The organism is Cobetia crustatorum, assembly GCF_000591415.1.
GTDB classification, from domain to species: domain Bacteria; phylum Pseudomonadota; class Gammaproteobacteria; order Pseudomonadales; family Halomonadaceae; genus Cobetia; species Cobetia crustatorum.
Genome location: NZ_JEMF01000013.1, coordinates 30703 through 48621, shown reverse-complemented (window position 1 = coordinate 48621; position 17919 = coordinate 30703). Strand labels below are relative to the sequence as shown.

The 17919-nt window shown below is 42.3% G+C and carries 14 protein-coding genes and 1 pseudogene; all 15 read right to left on the bottom strand.

Annotated elements, in window-relative coordinates; translation table 11 throughout:
• Positions 1–291 precede the first annotated feature (291 nt).
• The 15 genes and pseudogenes from rfbA to BF12_RS0102885 all read right to left on the bottom strand — a co-directional run bounded on the left by rfbA (position 292) and on the right by BF12_RS0102885 (position 17886).
• On the bottom strand, positions 292–1182 hold the full coding sequence (gene rfbA / locus BF12_RS0102945) for a glucose-1-phosphate thymidylyltransferase RfbA (RefSeq protein ID WP_024950965.1): 891 nt from the start codon (positions 1180–1182) through the stop codon (positions 292–294).
• 171 nt (positions 1183–1353) lie between these two features.
• Positions 1354–2907 (bottom strand): hypothetical protein, encoded by a 1554-nt coding sequence (locus BF12_RS21915; RefSeq protein ID WP_156941119.1) that lies wholly within the window; start codon positions 2905–2907, stop codon positions 1354–1356.
• A complete protein-coding gene (locus BF12_RS21515) occupies positions 2904–3275 on the bottom strand; it encodes an HAD family hydrolase (RefSeq protein ID WP_084487942.1) in 372 nt (123 codons plus the stop codon). The genes BF12_RS21915 and BF12_RS21515 overlap by 4 nt, the downstream gene beginning before the upstream one ends.
• A complete protein-coding gene (locus tag BF12_RS0102940; RefSeq protein ID WP_024950964.1) occupies positions 3272–3991 on the bottom strand; it encodes a glycosyltransferase family 2 protein in 720 nt (239 codons plus the stop codon). The genes BF12_RS21515 and BF12_RS0102940 overlap by 4 nt, the downstream gene beginning before the upstream one ends.
• The gene (locus BF12_RS0102935; protein ID WP_024950963.1) at positions 3991–5403 is read right to left on the bottom strand and encodes a hypothetical protein; all 1413 of its coding nucleotides are present in this window, start codon (positions 5401–5403) and stop codon (positions 3991–3993) included. Before BF12_RS0102935 ends, BF12_RS0102940 begins: the two co-directional genes overlap by 1 nt.
• Before the next feature lie 20 nt (positions 5404–5423).
• Positions 5424–6319: pseudogene (rfbD, locus tag BF12_RS18440) on the bottom strand (dTDP-4-dehydrorhamnose reductase).
• Positions 6320–6321: 2 nt separating this feature from the next.
• Entirely contained in the window at positions 6322–7398 is a 1077-nt protein-coding gene (rfbB, locus tag BF12_RS0102925; RefSeq protein ID WP_024950962.1) for a dTDP-glucose 4,6-dehydratase, read from the bottom strand.
• 3 nt (positions 7399–7401) lie between these two features.
• Positions 7402–8070, bottom strand: coding sequence for an HAD family hydrolase (locus BF12_RS0102920; RefSeq protein WP_035158796.1), 669 nt, complete (start codon positions 8068–8070; stop codon positions 7402–7404).
• Positions 8070–9680 (bottom strand): aldolase catalytic domain-containing protein, encoded by a 1611-nt coding sequence (locus tag BF12_RS0102915; protein ID WP_035158794.1) that lies wholly within the window; start codon positions 9678–9680, stop codon positions 8070–8072. Before BF12_RS0102915 ends, BF12_RS0102920 begins: the two co-directional genes overlap by 1 nt.
• An 8-nt stretch (positions 9681–9688) precedes the next feature.
• Positions 9689–10381 (bottom strand): acylneuraminate cytidylyltransferase family protein, encoded by a 693-nt coding sequence (locus BF12_RS0102910; RefSeq protein ID WP_024950959.1) that lies wholly within the window; start codon positions 10379–10381, stop codon positions 9689–9691.
• A gap of 31 nt (positions 10382–10412) precedes the next feature.
• Entirely contained in the window at positions 10413–10796 is a 384-nt protein-coding gene (locus tag BF12_RS21910) for a hypothetical protein (RefSeq protein ID WP_156941118.1), read from the bottom strand.
• 467 nt (positions 10797–11263) lie between these two features.
• Positions 11264–12463: a hypothetical protein gene (locus BF12_RS21905; RefSeq protein WP_156941117.1), complete on the bottom strand. Its 1200-nt coding sequence runs from the start codon at positions 12461–12463 to the stop codon at positions 11264–11266.
• The gene (locus BF12_RS21510; RefSeq protein ID WP_084487941.1) at positions 12460–13332 is read right to left on the bottom strand and encodes a sulfotransferase; all 873 of its coding nucleotides are present in this window, start codon (positions 13330–13332) and stop codon (positions 12460–12462) included. The genes BF12_RS21905 and BF12_RS21510 overlap by 4 nt, the downstream gene beginning before the upstream one ends.
• Entirely contained in the window at positions 13322–16741 is a 3420-nt protein-coding gene (locus tag BF12_RS23070; RefSeq protein ID WP_024950957.1) for a glycosyltransferase, read from the bottom strand. Before BF12_RS23070 ends, BF12_RS21510 begins: the two co-directional genes overlap by 11 nt.
• Positions 16742–16800: 59 nt before the next feature.
• A complete protein-coding gene (locus BF12_RS0102885) occupies positions 16801–17886 on the bottom strand; it encodes a KpsE/RkpR family capsule polysaccharide export protein (RefSeq protein WP_024950956.1) in 1086 nt (361 codons plus the stop codon).
• Positions 17887–17919 lie beyond the last annotated feature (33 nt).

Genomic DNA, 17919 nt, shown 5'->3' with positions numbered 1-17919 from the left:
AAGCGGCCTTGCCGATGACAGCAGCATCACTGACGGCGTTGCCTGGCACGATACAGCGTGAAGAGTACGTAGCTTACCGTCACATCACTGCTCGCCAGGGAAGCCATGGCCGCCTGCCATAAAAATTCCCGCAGTCGTCGTCTTGGTCGGGACGACTGCGGGAGATTGACTACATTAGCATTGCCTTTAGCCAATTCGTACCAAAGGCATGACACAGCTCATAATGAACTTTCATTGAAGGACATGTCATTGAACGGCATGTCATTGCAGGCTGTGTCACCGATCGCTGTATCACTGATTGCCGCGGCGCTTGTCATCCAGACGCTTGAGCAGGTACTGGCCGTAACCGGTCTTCTTGAGTGCCGTGCCCTGCTCCTCAAGCTGCACGTCGGTGATCCAGCCATTGGCCCAGGAAATCTCTTCCAGACACGCCACCTTCAAGCCCTGGCGGTGCTCGATGGTCTGCACGTACTGGCCAGCTTCCAACAGGCTGTCATGGGTGCCGGTATCCAGCCAGGCGAAGCCTCGACCCAAGCGCTCGACACGCAGATCACCACGTTCCAGATAGGCATTGTTGATGCTGGTGATTTCAAGCTCGCCACGCTCGGACGGCTCCACGGACTTGGCGATCTCGACTACGTCATTGTCGTAGAAGTAGAGACCAGTCACGGCATACGGTGACTTGGGCTTCAGCGGCTTCTCCTCGATGGACATCGCCTTGCCGGACTCATCGAACTCCACGACACCGAAGCGCTCCGGGTCCTGCACCAGGTAGCCGAAGACCGTCGCGCCACTCGGCTGGTCCGCCGCACGCTTCAACTGATCAGAGAAGTGCTGACCGTGGAAGATATTGTCACCCAGCACCAGACAGACCGAATCATCACCGATGAATTCCTCACCGATGATGAAGGCCTGCGCCAGGCCATCGGGGCTCGGCTGCACGGCATATTCGAAGCGCACGCCGTACTGCTCACCATTGCCCAGCAGCTTTTCATATTGCGGCAGGTCTTCCGGGGTGGAGATGATCAGGATCTCACGGATACCGGCCAGCATTAGGACAGAGACCGGATAGAAGATCATCGGCTTGTCATAGATAGGCAGCAGCTGCTTGGAAACGCCGCGAGTGATCGGATGCAGACGTGTACCGGAACCACCGGCGAGAATAATCCCCTTACGAGACATATTAGCTCACTTTTTAAAGTTGGTAGTTTAATGAAGGCATGTGAAATTTAATTCAGCTTGGTAACTACCTTCGGGAGCACTTCCATTCTGATATATAATAAAAACACAAGATGCAACCATCACACATATAATGCCAACAACGTAGTCTGTCACCATAATAAACACATGCAATTATGGAGAATGTATATATTGAGCATATAATCGCAATGCATTAGTGTACATAGCGAATTGTCTATCTGGACGATCTGAATGCAATGGCAGCATAGAAATAAAAAGCAATACTGTTGCAGGGATTAATTCAGTCAACTTTAAATTGTCAACTAAGTTTAGCTCCATGAAATTACTTTGTATTCTAAGCACTCGATCGTCTATTGGGAATTCAATATCACAATCATACCAAGAGTTTTTATTTACTGTATATCTGCCAGCGATAATATAATCGTAAAGACCAATTATAGAATGCAGCAGCTTAGCTAGGTCATATTTTTGATCACCGTAGATAGAGATCTCATTATTATAGCCTAATCCACGCGGATCAATTACTTTTATCGCAGAAGCACGGGAGTCGTACAATATATTACTAAAGCATAGATCACCATGCATTATACTTGAAATAATTGGCAAGCGAGAAGTATGCTCAATACATGTATCTACGATGATCCTCAAGCTAGGCAGTCTAGTACCAGATACTGTAACATCACACTCGAGATTAATATTGTTATCATTCGAGAAAGCAACAAAACGATCCCAAGTTTTATCTTTAAACAAGGTGCTTGACAGCCCCCTTAAATCATCAACATCACCGACCGTATAACTTTTCCTACACTTCTCGAGAAACACATCAATTAAATTGAAAACATTATCCCAATAACTCAATGAGTTTTTGCCATGCACATACACTTCATTAAGCGGGACATTAGGCAAGTATTCCAAACAATAATAACTTTCTCCCTGTAGATTATAACCAAAGTCTATAAGCTGAGGAGAATATTTTTTTAAGTCTGGAGGGATAGAATTAAACCAATTATACTCAGCTTCAATCTTAAAATATGGTTCACCCTTCTTGTATACAACACCATCATCTATATTTAGAGAATTAAACGATCTTTGAGTTGTGAGCTTAGATCTACTTGAAAAATATGTATTAACATGACCCAAATCCTTCCAATCTTCCGAAATCAATCTCTTGAGAGGATAGGATTCATCATAGCTCTTAACTGATTTAATAAAGTCACCCTGACTAATTGCAAGTGACTTAATATATTCTTTTCTTCTAGAAAAAGAAAAAAAACCACACCAAGCATAGATGTTTTGATCAATCTCTTCTAATTCCCAGTTATAATCTTGGAAGTGTGAGCTTACTAGCATGCTATCAGGAATACATAAAAAATCATCAAATAAAGTATCACCATGAAGCAAATATAGCGTTTCAGAGTCATATGCAGCAATATTCAAAGCATACAAAATTGACTCAGCAAGCTTTAAGTTATCAGGTACTTTTATTAAAGTAACATTTAATGATGAAAATAAATCTTTCTCATCAGCCGATAAACTATAACTAGTCGGCAATGTTAAATAAATTGGTTCTAACAAGTTACTCTTTAGAGAAGAAACTTGTAGTTCAACGAGTTTTTTATTGCCTATTGGCATTAAGCATGGAGGTATTTTTCCGAACTCTACTCTAAACTCAGGTATAACATAACTAGCGGAGTTGATTAAAATCATAAACCCTCTCCTATTAATAGCCTTATTTTTTCATAACTTAAAGACTTAAATTCATCAGGCCTTATAGCCTTATCATCAACATAGAAGCCATCTGTTCCACACCATGGTTTACCAACATATATTTCATCATAATGTATGGAATGCTTTTCCAACCATTGCATAATAACAGGTAAAGTTAGCTTATTAATAAGTCCCAAATTACCATTATGAGTTCTCATATTCCTACTTGTGAAAAATACTATTTCAAAGCCTGCATTCTTATATTCATGGATTTTTTCAATTACATCGTGATCTGGCAAAGAATTTTTATAATCCTGATTATTAGTGACACAGATAGTATTATCAATATCAATGATTAATCTTTTCATGCTAAAGGTCCTCTAGCGACTAGTGCTTCATACTCATCAGGCGTGCCACAAAAATCTATTTGATGCATCTCTATAAGGTCATATGTTATACAATAGTTTTCAATTATAAGATAATTGTACATAGGCGCAATATAAAACTCTCCTTTAGTTTTGTCATTATTGCATCGTATTTTCTCAAAAAATTTAATGAACTCACTTTTACATTTAAAATAATATAATCCATCACTACATAAGTTAGATATAGGTTCTTTTTCTGTTGTTTTAGTTACCTTGCCCATTTCATCTATAGCTATAAATGACCAATTAACACCTACGCCTCTAAACACCTCTAAATAACCATCACAATTTTCAACAAATGATGGCTTAATATAATTATATCTAAAAGTGTCAATGTTAAAAATAATTATTGGTGAATCTTTTTCTATAGTCTTTAGAGCTAAATAAGCTGTTTCGGCTTGCCCTTCTGTATCATGATCTAACTCTACTAAGGTGAAGTTTAGTATACCGAGCTCAGAGCAACGGTATTTTACAAATTCAGAGATGAGTTCTGATTTTTTAATAACGAAAACAAAGTCTTCTGTGCTAAAGTAATTAGAGAAAGACTTGATGGATAAATCAAATACAGTCTCTCCCCATAACGGTAACATAAACTTGGGAGAAGTATAACCTTCTCTAAAAAATCTACTACTTTGACCGGCCATAGTAATCAAAAACATTATAGACCTCCACTAGATTTTAACGTTTTTTTCGTTTCATTATAACGCTTAATTGTATCTTGAATGGATTTTCTATTAGGCCGTAATAATCTAACTACTTCTAAAACTTTTAAAGCAGTATCTATATCATACTTCTCAAGCAATGATGCCGACTTTATTAATATGGAAATTTCATCATCAAAAGCAGCTGCATGCTTTATTATTCTTTGCTTTTGCGTAGGGGTTAAAATCTTATCGAAATAGGAAAAAATTGGTAGCGAATAAAGCTCATCTTTACTCATAGTCATATTATGAAGTCGGCCATTAGGCGTATTACCACTATAGCGACTAAAGTTTAGACCTGCACTCCAAAGAAATTGCCCGATACTATCATGCGAAGCAATACGGTAATTATCATTGAATAGGTCAATATACGCTTTTTTATTATTTTTAAAATAATCGTAAAAACACATAAAAACAATCATATCATTCCTGAAACCTATCGCTGTTTGATCTCCAGGCCCAAAACTTTCGTTATTATTAAAATATAACTGCCCTCTCTCTATATTAGTTAAATCTATTTTATCAACGATTTTCTTATCTGGCCTTAGCTTAATAATATAACGATATCTATATCCTTGCTGTTTTTCTTGTTCAAGAACACTTAACATAGCATTGTTAATAGTGTAAAAAAGCTTTTCTTGATTTTTATTTACATTATTATATAACTCAAAATCCCCTGAAAACTCAAAATGATCTTCACTAAGTATTTCTAGACTCTTTGATTCTATGTCTGAAAATTGTGTAAGAATATATTTTTTATTGACTCCATACTTAACATCAATATAATTTTGATATTCAGGGAATAACTCTTTAATATTTTTCGGATTTATCCTTTTGATCAATTTTTTTATATTAGGATCTGTTTGTTGTATAAACCGTGTAGGCATACCGCCAATGCTATCCCAAACGCAAATAAAAATGTCGGAATTATTGTTATCTACGACATTATCCATAATAGATTTTTTTGTAAGTTCAAATCCTCTCACTTGCCCAGTAATACATACTGCAACTTTATCCTTATGAATAGGAAGATTATCATTTAATTCTTTCAAATTTTTTATATATTTTAAATAATCCTTTTGATGTTTATTAACTACTTTTCCAAGTCTCAACCGATCACAACTAAAAAGATTGTGCTTGTCGCAAATATAACCTTCATTATTACTAGTTGTTTTTAACAGCCAATGGCAACCATACTCATCTAAGTCAAATTTTAATAGCCGAGTTCCGTAATAGTTAGCTTTTTCTTTATTACCTATACTGTAAAAATAAATAGCTGCTGAAAGGATATCTTCGTAAGTGTTTGTTATCTCAATTTCAGGGTTATCTTTAATGGCATCGACTTTTTTAGATATTTCTTTATTTAACATATAGTCCCCTGTTGTTCAGATTATTTTAAGCTAGTGTATTCGTTTATTGTTAATTGTAATTGTGACACCCAGTTAGGAAATTGAAGGCCGAGAGCAGTTTCTAATTTTTCTACCGAAAGCCGCGAATTCAGAGGGCGTGTCGCAGGCGTCGGGTAATCTGCTGTCGGGATGCCACCCAGCGTCTGTGGGTCGATCGCCAGGGTTTCACCCTGCTCAATGGCCTGCCGGAAGATCGATTGGGCGAAACCATGCCAGCTGGTGGTGCCTGCGGGGCCAGGTGATACAGGCCACTGTCTATCTGCTGACGCAGTGCCTCACAGGTGAGCTGCGCGATCAGACGCGCCGGTGTCGGTGCGCCGATCTGGTCATTGACGATGTTGAGGCTGTCACGCTCGCGCCCCAGCTTGAGCATCGTCTTCATGAAGTTGTTGCCGCGAGCGGCATAGACCCAGCTGGTGCGGAACACTAGATGACGGCAATCACTGGCAAGTACCGCCTCATCGCCTGCCAGCTTGCTTTCCCCATAGACTGACAGCGGCGCCGTCGGGCTATCTTCGCGCCAGGCCTGGTCACCATCACCGGGATAGACATAGTCCGAGGAGTAATGCACCAGTGTCGCGCCCAGCGCGCTGGCCTTCTGCGCCAGCAATGACGGCAGCTCGGCATTGAGACGCATGGCGCCCTCACGCTCCTCTTCTGCCTTGTCGACGGCCGTCCAGGCCGCCGCATTGAGGATCAACTGGGGCTGCCAGGTGTCAATCAGTGCAGCGACAGCGTCAGGATCACTAGCATCGACGTCGCTGCGGCGCGGCGCATGCACCTCACCGAAGGGAGCGAAGCTGCGTTGCAACTCAAAGCCGACCTGGCCATTGCCACCCAGAATCAGAATGCGACCAAAGCGATGGGAAGTCGACATCATCAGCTCCCGGTACCCAGACGTTCACCGCGATAGCTGCCGTCCTGAACACGCTGCCACCAGCTTTCATTCGCTAGGTACCACTCGACCGTCTTGCGCAGACCGGTCTCGAAGGTTTCCTGCGGTACCCAGCCCAACTCGCGTTCGATCTTGGCGGCATCAATGGCATAGCGTACATCGTGACCGGGGCGATCCGTCACGTAACTGATCAGGTCTTCGTACTTGGCAATGCCAGCGGGCTTCTCGGGGACCAGCTCTTCCAGCAGTGCACAGAGTGTCTTGACGACTTCGATGTTCTGCTTCTCGTTATGGCCACCGATGTTATACGTCTCGGCGATCTTCCCTTCGGTGGCGACCTTGATCAGCGCACGGGCATGGTCTTCCACGTACAGCCAGTCACGTACCTGCTTTCCATCGCCGTACACCGGCAGCGCCTTGCCCGCCAGAGCGTTCAGGATCATCAGCGGGATGAGCTTTTCGGGGAAGTGGTACGGGCCATAATTGTTGGAGCAGTTGGTCACTAACGTCGGCAACCCATAAGTACGCTGCCAGGCACGCACGAGGTGGTCCGAGCTCGCCTTGCTGGCAGAGTACGGTGAACTCGGCGCATAGGGGGTCGTCTCGGTAAAGAGATCTTCTGGCCCTTCCAGATCGCCATACACCTCATCGGTGGAGATGTGATGGAAGCGGAAGCCAGCGGCCTTCTCGGCATCAGTCTCCTTCAAGCCCTTCCAATACTGACGTGCAGCTTCCAACAGCTGATAGGTACCAACGATGTTCGTCTCGATGAAATCCGCGGGACCATCGATGGAGCGATCCACGTGGCTCTCGGCTGCCAGATGCATCACGATATCCGGCTGGAATTCCGCGAAGACAGCTTTCATCTTTTCGCCGTCGCAGATATCGGCCTGCACGAAGTGATAGCGCTCGGAATCCGCGACATCCGCCAAGGATTCGAGGTTACCGGCGTAGGTCAGCGCATCGAGGTTGATGACGGTATGCCGGGTAGAACGGATCAGTTCACGGACGACCGCGGAGCCAATGAAGCCGGCACCGCCAGTAATTAAAAATCGGGACATAACTTACCTTTGCTTATCGGATGCAAGGAGATCGGAGACTCGCTCGCAAATGTGCACGTTATCTTTATCACTGAAATAATCATTCCAATCAGAGAATTCAGACCAAGCATTGACAAAAACAAAATCAAGTTGATGACTGCTGGCGACAACATGATCGTACCGACTATCGCCCACAAAGAGTACTGGCCCTTTGATACTATCACCAAGCAATTCACGTTTGACAATATCTTCTTTCTTGTCTGGACTACCAAATATCCCTAATTCGAAAAGCTTATCCAGATCACGCGCCTTGAACAACTCTCGTAGCTCGTTCTGATCTCCACCAGAGGCTATCATCCAGGAAGAGGATGTCTGTTTTTTCAAATTCAACAGTTCTGGCGTAATGGCACACTGTGCCAACCCCAGCTGTACTTCCTGAGCATACCGGTGAAGTGCTGAATTCAACTCTGATTCATAGCTGGTGTAACGCAATATATCGGTAAAAAAATATTCAAACTTTATATAGCGAGATACACCGCCATTGGCAACATGAAAATCAACGAGTTTTTGAGCTGGCTCATGTCCGAAATCAATGACAGCGTTATAAAAGGCTTTTGACTTGACCTTATTTGAATCCAGAATTACGCCATCACAATCAAAAATTATCGTGCCATAATCACGTATATCCAACATTATGCAACTTCCCCATACAGACTCTTCTTCTGAACATCATAGACAGAAGGCGTAATGGAAGTGACCGGCAGCGCAATATCACTTTGAGCGAAGGCATCGAGAACTAGTTGCATCTCTTGGTTTCGCTTGTCCCCTGGGGCATAGCCATCAAAACCTGCCAAATAAACAGCTTTAGCGCCCGCTGCAGCACTGACAGCCAACGAGTAAGCGGCAACTAGTTGCTTAGGACAAGTCAACTCGGAATCACTGATAGCGAAAGTATCATCTTCCACCTTGAGTGACATATTGATCAATTTGCCAGAACCGACATTCTCACGAACAGAAGAAGAAAGATTCAGCAACGGAGCAATCAAAGGCTGCTCAAGTTTATCATAGCTGTTCTGGTCAGCAAGCATACGGACCGGATGGCAAACTATGCGATAATTGATTGCCTTTTCAGACAAATGTCTGTCAGTGTTCATTGCAATGACAACACAATCGTTGATAGTAGCGAATTGTTGTAATTGCTTTGCGTACTTGGAGGATGAAGGCCCAGTGCCAAGCAAAAGTACATTTTTTCCAGAGAACTCCCCCTTGAGGTCAAGGCTCTTTTCAACATCTACATCATGTAAAGTTGAAGACTTGGCTATTTCAAGCGTATTACTACTGAATTTGCTAGCCCCTAACTTCTTGAGTTTATTAATGACAGAAATGATATCGGATGTAGAATAACGAGAGTCAGCCTGCATCTCCTGTATATAAGAAGGATGAATACCATACATACCTGCCAAGAAATAGTATGGATTCTTGCCCCAGCCACACTTGGCTTGCAATGGCTTGAAGTAAGTATCAATCAACTCCAGCAAGGAGATAGTATTGGGAAGAGATATACCCTCGATCAGATTGATAGCGACTTCTTCGGTACTGGCATTACCTGGGCCACGGCCCATACCAGTGACCGTTGAATCAACCCAAGTTACGCCCTCTTCAATGGAACGCTTGGTATTCGAAAGAGCCAATCCCATATTATCGTGAGTATGAATGCCAAGAGCGCCTGTCCAAGCCGAGCGTAACCAGCGAATGATCTTCGCAGCATCATCTGGATACATACTTCCCATGGAGTCTGCAAAATAAAGTGAATCGAGTGGGTATGCAGAAGCCTGTTGGGCAGCTTTTTCCACATCTTCCTGGGACTTGTCTGCAATCTGCATCAAGTTGTAACCTACCAGGAAGCCCCTTTCCTTCAGCCAATTACTGGCGGGTAGAGATCTTTCGAACTCATGGAAGTGACAAGCGATACGGACAACGTCCAGACGCGTAGCTTCAGCTACGTTGGGGAATAGTTTTTCCAGCACGGCATAATCAAGCTCTCCCTCAACCAGGAGCTCCGAAGCATTGACCATGACGCCGACTTTAAGAGAGGCAGGAATTTCAAGGGATGCAAGCCAATCATCAGTCGAAAAGGCAGAAGCACCTTTAAAACCAGTGTTCTTGAGGCTTCTTAGTCCCATTTCTACAATAGTGATACCACAATCATCCATCGCACGTATGTATTCCTTGACGACAGACTCCGGAAAATCCCAGTTATTATAATAGCCACCATCGCGCAATGTGCAATCCAGATAGATCATATCTTCACCTATAGCTGAGCTAATTTATTTTGCGTGATAGATTCTGCTATAACAAAATCTTCCACCCAATCAATATCAAAACCTACTATCCTGTCCAAGACGTGTATATACGGCTGATCACCAATTCGATCTTTGTTGGCCTGATAAATCTCTTTTGGTGCAATAAAGGCCGCACTATTCAACTCATAAAGAGGAGTGATTGTTTGAGTGCGAGGCCACTTCTCTTTTGTTCTATCATAAGAGATTGGTTCATCTTGATTCCAAATAAAGCCATGGATTTCATTAGCTGTCATCAAGGAATCATGACCTGACTTTAAAGCATTTAAATAAGAGATCACGAGGGAATCATAAACATTCTGGTTTACGAAGGGAGAAGTCACATGCGTCCATAGAATGTGACCTTCATCGACCAGACTATCTGCGTGCGCTACCAAGTCATCAGTACTGGTCTCGCTGGTGCATAATGCATCGTCTCTTACGTGAATCTTTAGCTTGTTCGAAGTCAGTGTTTCAGCATAAGACAATATTTCTTCGTCATTTGTGGATAATACAATTTCATCGATACGGTGAGCTGCGATCAATTGTTTAAGCTTGATCTCAATCAAGCCAAAAGGGAAATTACTGAAAGGTTTGATATTCTTTTTTGGTACTCTTTGGCTGCCTTTTCTACAAGGTAAGAAAGCTGTAATCTTGTTCGTCATATTGACACTCTAGTAAGCCTGTTTATAAAGTTCATATACTGCCATTTAATTTCATCTGGCAACTTTTAAACCAATTGTCTTTAGGGATAATCTCTTGATTGAAGCGTTTCAAAGGTAATAAAGCGTTTATTTTGGCTGATTCACTACCAGCAAACATTGTAAAACGTGTTCCACTTCGCGAATCGACTTTACCCGCCAATCTATTCATAGCAATACTAGAATGCCTTGATAACTTCAAGAGCATTTCACAATCTGAATACATTCGCAAGAAGTAATTATTCCTAGGATGAAAAATCTCATCGATTCCCGCTTTAGAATTCAGAAAGCATCTTTCAAAAAGATTAATAGCTTCATGATATTTATTATCTTTAGCGTAAACAAGAGCCAACTGATAAAGAATTAAGGATTTATTCATGTATAACAATGGCGTATGGGCAGAATTAGTGAAATTAGCACGGTACTTTCAAGCACATTCTGAGCTTCATTATTGTAGCCCAAAGCTAGTAAGGCAGTAGAAATAGTATTACTTGAAGAAAAATACCAACGTGCATCATCCGGTGTATAGATCGAACAAGCTTCATCGTAAGTTTTTTTAAGTTGTAGTATTGGTAAGATCCAATCAAGCCTAGATATATCTTCAAATATTCTATAACATAGGAGTGTTACAAACCCACCTATATAATTATCTCCAGCTGGTAGCCTGCTAATATTAGAAAGCATATACAGACAGAGATTATCACTGGAAATATCTCTACGTGCAGAAAAAAAAGAACTTAGTCATATATGCTTTATCTGCCAAGTCATTTTGATGCAAATAGTAGTCTTCCGGGTTTTTATCAAGTTCAGAGAAAACCCTCTCAATTAAATCAGTATAATTTGTCATTATTCCTCCACCATTAATTCTATTTTCTTTTTAAAATTGTTTGAAAAACTATCATAAGAATTTGAATTATCAACAAGATAGCACAACATTTTATATGTTGGCTGACCAGCTTTATTTAGTTCTACCAAGGAAAACGATTCAAATGTATTAGGGGAAGGTAAGTCCAACATATAATTACTAAAATTCGACCATAGCAATTTATAAAGATGCATATAAGTACTATCTACATTCTTATTATGTCTTGAATCGAAAACACAACGAGCATAAATATCCCAAAAAACAATCTTCAACTGTCCATGATTACATTCTGTAATTATTTCTTTAATAGAATCAATATCTTTACAAAATCTAGGGAAATCTTCATGATACCTAATATTAGATATGTATATATTTTCTCCTTTATACTTTTCTATAGCAGCTGGCAATTCATTAATATTAATAGGGTCATTTATACCCTCATTCAAAATACCATCATATTGTGCTAATTTAAAAAACCTCTGAAGTATAGTTTTACCTAAGATATTGGGTGTAGCCCCCTCATACACGAAGTTAGAATGTATATAATTATAGCTCTCCTTATATAGATCAAGTGCACGTAAATTCTCTGCACCTAAATACAAATAATTAATTAGCTTAGATAAGAATACATAACCTAAAAAGGAAGGATGGTTAGACTCATCGATACACATACTTATTAATTGCCTAGGACTTAAATCAGCAAGTGAAAACGTACTATTAAATTTTGCCTCAACTTCCTTCAAGTTCCAAACGGGATGTCTATAGAAACCATTCTCACAAAAATAATTTCTCTTTATTTTATTTTTTGCCTCACGTACAGCCAAACTCCAAAAAATATATACAGGCTGTACATCCCAATCCTTTTCGTACTTTGACAACGATTCTATGGTATATCGGTAGCATTTATTATCGACACTTGGTTTGATTGAATGCTTGTTTATCCCTGTAATATCAGATTTCAAGCCTGTATCTATATAGCCATTACCGAGTCTGAAATCACCTACAACTATTAAATTTTTATCCGAAGCTTTGACTGGTAGTTTCGATAAAATGTCATGCCATACAGGTAGACCACCTTTACCTATAAAAGTGACTTCCGATGGAAGTACAAGAGAATCATGAGTGTATGTATTTTCTAGTCTAACAATATGAGATGGGCCTACGATATTTATTTTTTTCATATAAAATCGAAGCCTTCACCTAAGTAATCTTTTAAATTTTCATATTCAGCTTCATACCGACCGTATATTGTTTTTTTAAGTGCTCCTGATATAGCTAAATCACTAGATAAAGAATTTACTTTGTTTTTAATAATATCTTTATACTTCGCAGAATCTATCTCTTCGGTTAATAAAGAGGATAACTGGTGTATGACTTCATCTGGTGCTTTAAAAATTTTTTTATACGGTACCACTAGCACATCTGTAAAGTGTCGATTGAATCTACTAATAGCATCACAATATGCGTTTAATTGATCCTGCTGCAGTATCCATTGTGTATTATTATTTAAGTGTTCAATCAGATTTTCTTCATCGATACTTACAGCGCTCGGATTATCAACGCCATATACATTAAGTAGTTTATATGAAGATATTAGACGTTCCATTGGATCTCTGATAAGAAGTATTATTTTAGCATCTCCTACTATCCTTCTCATAATGGAAATTTCTGAATCTGAAAGCAGCATATATTCAGGGGTTATCTCACCCAGCATTTCACTTTCATTTACACAAGGCCTAAACAGATCCAAATAATTAACATCTTTAATATCTGTATTAGATAATATAAAGTTAGTTCTAAGATAATTTTTATACTGTTTGGACAAGACAGTATTCGTACTTCCCGACAATCGGTCTAACTCACGTTTTAATTGCCTACTGGAAAAGTCCTTTAGAATTTGAGGGTTTCTTATTTCAAAAAAAGAGTCGAAAAAATGTAGCTCCTTGACGGGATTCATGTATACAGACGAGCATTCGTCTAGGATACGATGCAATAACGTTGAACCAGCACGCTGAGATCCAATGCCAATAACAAATTGCTTAGTGTTCATTCAGGTAGACCTCATTGACCAATTTTTGGACTTGTAACATTGCAAAAATAGGACTTGGTTGACTACATATGGACTTTGTAGGTCTAAGCTTATTACTTATAATAGACACTAAGCTATCAACATCTGGCTTTGTTACAAAACCGCCACCGTTAATTATATCTTCGCCAATGCCTCCCAAATTCGATGCTACAACCCAACAACCACATGCAGCTGCTTCTCGTGTAACCAAACCGAAGCTTTCCGGCCAGGTTGAAGGTGCAAATAACACGTCAATCTGTCGGTAAATATCAACAACCTTATCTTGGCTAGCGCGACCGATGAACCTGACTGGCACATTGCCCCAATATTGACGGGATTCATAACCTTCTTCCTTGGAGTGGTCAACCACCAGGAATTCCATATTCTCTGGCTGGGTTTCCATGACAGCCTGCTTGAGTAAATAATAGCCTTTATGTTCAGCCATCCCGCCTACATGCCCGCCAACAACTCGATTCGTATAGGATGTATCCTTGGGTGCCCAGGGCAAATCATCAGAGATTCCGTTGGGGGTGACCTCTATATCAAGAATATCATTCTTGCGATAAATATCTGCGAAGGCATTCGAGACCGTCAGTACTTTATAAGCGCTATTCAACAACCCTTTGAGATATAGCTTTCGCTCTACGGAGGCTTCCTGAGTGATACTGGGCGGAAGTTCAATTGGGTCAAAGGGATCGGGATGCCCCTCCGGATATACCGTCCCAGTATGGTCCACCAGGAACTGGAAGTCTGAAATCCACCATGCGTCATGTGCCGTAACGATATAGGGTACTTTCGTATCCCGGGCAGCTTCCACAACGGAACCTGTCAACCGTTGTACACAGTGGAAGTGCACCATATCTGGCTGTTCGCACGCGAGAAATTCAGTGAACATCTCGTACATACGCTCATCCTTGGCATGCCAGTCCATATTCTCACGCCAGAGAGTCGCCGTACGATAGACACGTACTCCATCATGACGATAGATGGACAACTGATGCGGGGTGCGACATTCACTGTCAGCAGTGAAGACAACCAATTCAAAGTCATCGTCATAATGCTTGCGTAATGCCTTGAAGTTATCATCCAGTACGCGAGTCGCCCCGCCGATGGATTGCGGTGGGAAGAACACATTGACAAGCGCGATCTTGCGGCGCTTCCTTACCAATTTCGTCGTACCTTCTTCACCACGCTCACAATGTGCTCTGTCCATCAATTCATTGGCATAAGCTTCGAGATTGGATACGAGCTGAGTGCCCAGTATTTCCAGGGAATACTCTTTACGCGTGCGCTCTTGCGCCGCCTGTCCCATTGACTTGCGTAGTTCCTTGCTTTCCACAAGGCGTGTAATAGCTTTTTCCCAATCATCCGCCGTGACAGCCAGGAAGGCATCTTCACCATCACGAATGACATCACGATAGTTGCGGGTGCTACTGACGACTGATGGTACGCCATGACATGCCGCTTCAAACCATTTCAGCTCTGACTTGCACTCATTGATGACGTCATCATGCAGAACAGCCAAGTTGATATCTGCACGGCGAAGCAATGACCAATATCCCTGCACACTTTTCAAAGGTGGAATCATGGATAGTTGCTTGGCAAAGCGCTCTGTAAACGTCTTGGGTAATTTTAGATAACCTACGACAACAAGACGCAAATGAGCATGGCGCTTCAACAATTTTTCTATCGCAGGCAGTGCCAGGTCGATGAAATCCTGATTGTGTGCCTGTGTGCCACTGCCATAGAAGATATCCAGTGTCTGTTTGGGAGATTCCTGAGGCTGGCTAAACTCATTGAGACTATCCAGTCCATTGCGGTGCAACAGACACTCCCCGCCGAACACCAGCTCAGCCAGACGCTCCCGAAGAGGTTCTGTCGATGCCAGCCCCAGACGACACTGTTTGGCGGCAGCATGGAATAGCGCCATCCCGCGTGTCAGTTCTCGATAGGTATCAAGCGAGACGTAGCCACCATAGCTTGCCAGTGACGGGGGGTAAACAGGATCAAACAGTAGATCATCGATTTCATAGATACTGAGCTTCCCAGCCGCATTTGTCTGCGCCATGGCTTTGAGTACCTTGGGCATGGCAGGCACACGATAAAAAATAATGACATCGTGAGTCGCCAATGCCTGAGCCTGTTGATCAAGGTCCAGCCAGTTGATTGCAGTAACCTCTTTGCCAACCGCCTCGAGTTGCTCCACCTTTTGATTGATACGATAGCGTTCACATTGTGCAACGTGATAATCGCCGACTATCAAGATTCGGTTAAGGTTGAGTGAGTGAAGTCGCTCGGGGTTCTTGCTGGTACCGCAGGCACGCAAGTAAGCATCATAGACGACCTCACTGAATGCGTCGAAAGCCTTGATCAGCTCATCGCGATTTCCCTGTCCGACGTAGCTGAGCAGAGCGGGATAAATATTATTCCAGGCTTCTTCAGCGAACTCATCCAGCTTATCCTGCTGAAACGTGAAGTCACCATAGACTTCCAACCCTTCGGCCAGAGTCGTCAATGCCTTTTCATATTGTTGGAGCCTTGACAGACAGGTTGCACGATTGAAGAACAGCCACTTTGGGGGATTAGGTAACACTTTGGCCGCGTTATAATATCCAAGCGCAATGCGATTATGCCCTTCATCAAGATAGATATTGCCCAATAACTCGAGCGCGCCTGACAAGGCGTGAAAACAATTACTGGCTTCAAGTTGCTTCTTAGCCTTTTCTTTCTCGCCTATAGCCAGATAATGCTTCGCCATCATCAAGTAATGTCGTGCGCTTTTGGCATCATCACTGAAAAAGGCAACAGGCGTTGTGTAAAGCCCGGCAATTGAATTCAAGACATCCTGAGAAGTGATTTCTAGGCCTACTTCAAGATTGCACTCATGGATATCGCGAAACTTGATATCCTCTGGCATGAAGTCCAAAGGCAAGTTATTTGCCTTCAACCATTCTCTAATCGAACCATGCCGCTTTTCTTTCTTGCCAAAGGAATTATAGTGTTTCTCAAGAGCTATAGATTCCGTAATTCCCGCTAACGCAAGATCAGCATACAGACTTGCATAAAAATCAGGATCAAAAGCGAAATCTGGGGACTTGTGCGTAGCTGTCCATTCATCTTCGAGTACAAGCTTTGCATTACCCGACTCATGACTGGCTGAAGCAAACCGGCCTTCCTTGAAGCCATGCTTCAACCAGTGTTCTTTGAGCTGCTCATCTGTCAGTGATACTAAATCTTCATATCGTGATTTATAAAAGTCTGTATCCAGTTCAATTTTAGCTGCAGCAGACGCATCTGTAGAAATTGTATCACTTGTTTTACCTGTTGAAAACGACAAACTCCCATTCTTGCGCTTCTTGCGTAGAAGTCTTTGACTTATTTGTGGCAGCATTTCAAATTCCCTGTGATTTACTTATCCTACAATTACTATCATCAATGACAATCTAATTATCAATCGCGATGGTCTTTTACGATCAACATGATCATGCTGAAGATGAATGCCATGAAGATGACCACAATAGCGAAAATACTGGTGTTATAGAGTCGCTCCGGTTGTTCAGGGTATTCAGGCAACAAAGGACTTTGCAGAACACTGACCTGCTTCAATTTCCGTGCCGCCTCGATACGAGTATTCTCTAGTGCTGCCAGTGCGTTGGAATACGTCTGCTTGGCAAAGTCTGCACGTAATTGCAGTGTTTCATATTGACTTGAAACAGCATTCAGAGAGTTCCCAGACTGCTGTGCGAGACGCTTACGCTCTTTATCGATCTGGTCTCTCAATGCACGGATTTCACTTTCCGTACGCACCATGTCACTCGAGCGAGCACTTTGATAACTGGCCAGCGCACTCTTGCGCGCTTTCAAGGAGGCCAGTTGCGCTTCCAAGCTTGAGACGACCGTGTTCAGGCTTTCCACTGTTTGAGTGGGTGAGACCAGGCCATTCTCATTCTGGTAATCCAACAACGCCTGGCGAGTCTTCTGAAAGTTCTTTTCGAGCAGAGCTACCTGCTTGTCCAGGAATTGCACCTGCTCTTCTGCCAGACGCTGCCCCATACCATTCATATGTGATTCGCCTTCACGCAACAACAACTTGGCAAACTGTTGTGCGAATTCAGGTGTCCATGCCTGTACCTTGATATTCAGTACACCTGAATACTCATCCATCTCGACAGCTACACGCTTCAAATAGTAATCATGCAGTTGCTCAATTGGCGCGTCCTTGTCTCTCAATCGCGCAAAGAAATCGCCCTTTTCACTATAATGTTGGCGAAAGTTCAGTTCGTGCTGAACTTTCTTCAACATATCAGTGCTCAAAAGATACTCACGCAACAGCAATAGATCACCGTCACTTTTATCCCCGGTGAGCAACGAGCCGAAACTTACCTCGCTGGCTGTGCTTACCTGAGGGCTTTCCAGTACTACGGTTGCCTTTGCAACATAACGATCATCCGCCCACAAACTCCAGTAGAGCCCTACCAGAATGATAGCGGAAATAGCGACGAACCATTGAGGTTGACGCTTTATCAATTTGAGCATGTAAGACCCTTGTCACTATTATCATTGAGAACG